Here is a 4,736-nt window from a genome sequence, read left to right as displayed (position 1 = left end):
GCAGTCTTCTTAGTATCAGAAGCATTCGTGTAAGCAACAGTCTTCTTCTTCGACTCAGCAGCAGTCACAGCCGCCTGCAAACCAGAAGCATCATGACCGTCCAAACCAGTAACAGCATTCTTAAGAGCAGTGATAGCGCGAGTAATCTCATCTGCTGTTGCACCCGCTTTCTTTACAATGCCTTCTGCAGAAGCTATAGCATTGTCAAGAGCAGATTGCTTCTCAGCAGAAGCATTCTTATAAGAAATATCACTCTTCTTACCTTTTGCTTCTGAGAGTTTTGCTACCAATTGAGTCTTGTCATTACCGTCAAGTTCGTTAACAGCCTTAGTAAGCGCAGTTAATGCATCATTAACAGCTTTCTGCTTCTGCTCAGGAGTCTTAGCAGCCTCACCAGGTTTTTGAGTTGCTGTAGATTTAGCATCAGCAAGAGCAGACTCAGCCTGTTGCAAAGCCGAATCAACAGCTTGCTTCTTTGCTTCAGAAGCATTCTCATACTTAGCATCACCAGCAGATTGAGGGTTAGTTGACTTCTTCAGCTTCTTAGCCTCAGCAACTTTCTGCTCAAGTTCAGTTGTATTAACTTTGCCATCAAGAGCAGCTTTAGCAGAATTGATAGCATTAACAGCTTGAGCTACTTGATCAGCAGTTGCATTAGCATCAGCAAGCACTGACTTACCAGAAGAAATGGCATTATCATAAGCATCTTGCTTACTCTTCTCTGCATTAATATAATCAATCTTCTTCTTGAAATCAGCATCATTGTTAATAAGTGTTTGCAGCGCAGACTTATCAACAGTTTTGCCTCCGAGATCCTTAACAGCATTTTCTAATGCCTTCTTAATATTGTCAACTTCATCAGCAGTCTTGTTCTCAGCAGAATCAGTCTTAACAAGATCTTCCGCAGCCTTTAACGCACTATCAAAAGCAGTCTTCTTATTATCTTTATAATCAGGCTTTGCTGTAAGAGTAGACTTCTGACCATTAACAAGAGTCACAAGATCCTTGAGCGACTTCATCTTGCCGTCAAGCTCTTTAGCCTTAGTAACAACAGCAGTGATAGCTCCCTTGACCTTCTCAATAGTCTTCATATTCTCATTGGTCGGGTCAGTTTCAATATCATCAATCGCTGCTTTAAGCGCATCCTTCTGAGCTTTGTTAAGATTGGTGAGCTTATCTACTTCAGATTTAGCATCCTTCTTAGCTTTCTTTAGCTCAGCTTCCTCAAGAATACCCTCAACTTCTCGCAAATCATTAGCTTTATCAATGCGATCGCTTAAATCATTAGCTTCAGCTTCAGTAAGACTACCATTCTGCTTCAGATCAGCAATCTTCTTCTTAGCTGCAGCTTTAGCATCCTCAAACTCAGCATTGTTGAGAATCTCTGCAACTTTATCAAGATTTCCAGCGCCATCAATTTTACCCTGATACTTCTGCTTATCTTGTGCGTTGAGATTATTCAGCTTGCTAATCTTATCTTTAGCAGCAATCTTAGCAGCAGCAAGACCATTGTTATTATTGCTATCAGCAGCAGTCTGATTCTGATTAGCTTTTTCTTTAGCCTGTCGCTTTATAGTATTTATAGCTTGCTCATCAGTTGCATTCTGAATGCTCTTAATAAACTGCTTCTTATCATCAGGCGTAAGATTTTTATAATCTTCACCATTGCGAATTTCATCAATAGCAGCCTGCTTTTGCTTCTCAAGTTCAGCTTTCTTCTTAGCTTCTTCAGCCTTGCCTGTGTCTTGCTGCTCCTGTTGATTCTGCTTCGTTACCTCGCCATCAACCTTCGCATCATCTTTCTGCTGCTGCTGTTGCTTTTCCTGCTCAGCCTGCTGATCAGCTTGTTGCTGCTTTTGATCAGCTTCCTTTTGCTTCTTTTGATCCTGATCCTTTTGGAACTCGTTTATCTTCTCACGAATCTTTTCAGGATCAGTCTCATTACCAATCTTCTTTTCAAGCTCTTTTTTAGTTTTCTCATCTAAGCCACTAGTAGCATTCTCAATCTGCTTCTGAGCATCTTTCTTTTTCTTCTCACCTTTACCATGCTCATCAGCAGACTTAATAATCTTGTCTACCTCTTCTGGCTTAGTAATATTGTTGATTTCACCTTGATGATCTTCCTTGAACTTCTTAATCTCTTGATCATTCAAGCCATTTTTCTTAAGAATCTTGTCAATAAGATCATTAGCTTCCTTCTTAAGTGCTTCAGGATTAGGAGCAGCAGCATTAGATACGAAGCAGTCGTTCTTAGTAAGAGTAATAACTGTGGCTGGATCCCAACTCCGTACTGCTTTTATCTCAACCTCATCATCATGCTGATATAAAGAAACAATACCTTTATTACTTCTATTATCACCAAGTCTTAGTGTAGATCCAGACGTTACATCCCAATCGCTAAAGAATTTATACAACGTCATACCACCACCCGTATTAGGGTCAGGCGCATGAAGTTGATCGAGAAGACCATGCGTACTATTTATATATTGGTCGTTTATCTCAGATTTTCCAGCTTTTGCCTTCCAGTTATCTTGAATAAACTTCCTAACAAACTTATGCCAATCATCTTGAGTTAATTTGTTTTTATCAGCAACAGCAATCTTAGTGATGTTATATGTATAACCATTCGCGTTACCTTTTTTCATCGTTGGCTTTTCTGGATTACCTTTGGTATATACCAACTCAGAATAGTCGAAGGTAGACGTTGAATCATCATTAAACTTAACAGTCATAGTATGCTTACTATCATCAAATGCGATAGCGCTATCATTCTTATCTTTTAGCTTGCTTTTAAGACCACTATTGGCTTCTAATATAGCTTGTCTAACTTTCTTCTGGTCTTCCTCTTTTAAACTCTTAGCATTATCAACTGCTGTACGAGCTGGAAGTGTAATATTCGTCAAATCAGCAAGTGGCTTACTTTTATACACCATCTTACTGCCTTCCAACCTATCGACAGAAGTAAAATCGTTGGTATTGTCTTTATATTTAACAGTTGCATTGCCTTTAGTATCAATAGTGATGATATTCTTATTTTTAGCATCATCAGCACTTGTAGGATTTCCTATAGCATCCATGAATTCTTTGTTAGATTTATTAATTTCATAGATTTTTTCTAACAATGTTTTTTGTTCAGATGCGGACAAATTACTTGGATTTCCAACAGCCATTGGAACTGGATAGTACGGCGTAAACTTATCCGCAAGTGAACGCTGCTTCTTTACAAGATACTTGCCTTCAATTGTCTTAGTGGAAGGAGTGCCAATTTTATCATCAAACGTGATAGTCGCTTTACCGTTACCATCAACAGTTACACTCTTGATATTCTTATCTTTATTAGCATTCTTAATAGCATTTTCAACTTGCTTCTTCTCTGACTGATCAAGAGCAGTTAGATCCTTCACAGGAGTCAAAGCTGGATACATAATTTTTGTGCGCTCTGACAATGGCACGTAGCGCTTAGTTAGATTCTCCTTAGAAATAGTATCCGTAGAGTTATCTTTATACGTTACCGTTGCGCTACCATCGTCATTGACTTTTACAGCCTTCTTGAAAGCCTCTTCAGTAGGAACTTCCGGCATACCGTTAAGCTTTTTCAGTACATCAGCATTATTATTCTTATTAGCTTCCCACAGCTTTGTAAGAACAGCCTTCTTCGCATCTTCTGAAAGATTCTTGCCATATTTCGCAGAATCAACCTCTACTTTATCAGTAGGATAATTGAGTTCCAACTCTTGTGAGTATTTTGGCAACGTCGGCGCAAGCTCAACCTTACCAGCAGTGTAATGCCAGTTGCCCATCACTTGGTACACACCTGCAGCAAATTTCAAAGGCTTCGTTTTATCTTTCAACTGAATAACAAAGCTAATCTTAGACTTTCTATTGCCTCTACTCTCCCAGTTAATAATCAAGGCACTAGTAGCGTCCTTATATTCCCTAGAAGTACCGAGAGTATTACCAGATTTGTCATAGCCACCGGCTTCACCGGTCATTCTTTCCCAGTTACTCTTAAATTCAGCACCTTGCTCTTTATTATTATCAAACCAGAAACGGCTTACAGACTGATTCCAAGCATCCTTTGTATATGTTGCACCTGCCTGTTGAGAAACAGAACCACCAGTCAACTGTTCATCTTTGTACAAAGTAACTTTACCGTTTACAATCTCAACACCCTTAGGCACACTCGCCCACCAGAATGGTCGACCACCCCACCATTCAGCATGAGAATTAAACTGATAATCAACCTTATAGTACTGACCGAATGTTGCTCTATCAGCCTTGTCTTTATCAGTTTCCTTATTCTTATCACAAGGAACTGCGCTAATATCCACGTATTTCTGTACTTGCGTAGAAGAATCGCGATTCGCATACCTATAGCTACCATCAGGAAGATTAAAACCATTAGCCCAAGCTTGATGAGTTGGCAAACCAGCACCACAAGCAAGCAAGCTTGCCAATGTTGCAGTCACAGCAATTTTCGGTAAACGTGAAACCGCATACGACTTACATGCTTCTAAACGAGTTCCACTTATCTCTTTCGCCATTGAACGAAGTGTACTCGGCTTCAAATACGCGTAATTCTTAGACACATGTAAAGCGTTTTTAGCAGCTTGTGTTTTCTTAACCATTAGCAGTCCTCACTTGTATATTTTCTCTTCAACTCGCTCTGCAGACATAAACTCACGTCTTGTAAAAGAGCTTGTTAACAGAGCAAAGGATACCCCCCCCCCGCGAAA

General features: G+C 39.7%; 1 protein-coding gene. It reads right to left on the bottom strand.

Going from position 1 to position 4,736, the window contains the following annotated elements:
* On the bottom strand, positions 1-4,628 hold a 4,628-nt coding region (locus tag A5294_RS02960; RefSeq protein WP_064340426.1), incomplete at its 3' end, for a GA module-containing protein.
* Positions 4,629-4,736 lie beyond the last annotated feature (108 nt).

The organism is Gardnerella sp. 30-4, assembly GCF_001641215.1.
GTDB classification, from domain to species: domain Bacteria; phylum Actinomycetota; class Actinomycetes; order Actinomycetales; family Bifidobacteriaceae; genus Bifidobacterium; species Bifidobacterium leopoldii.
This window is presented reverse-complemented; position numbering and strand designations above follow the sequence as displayed.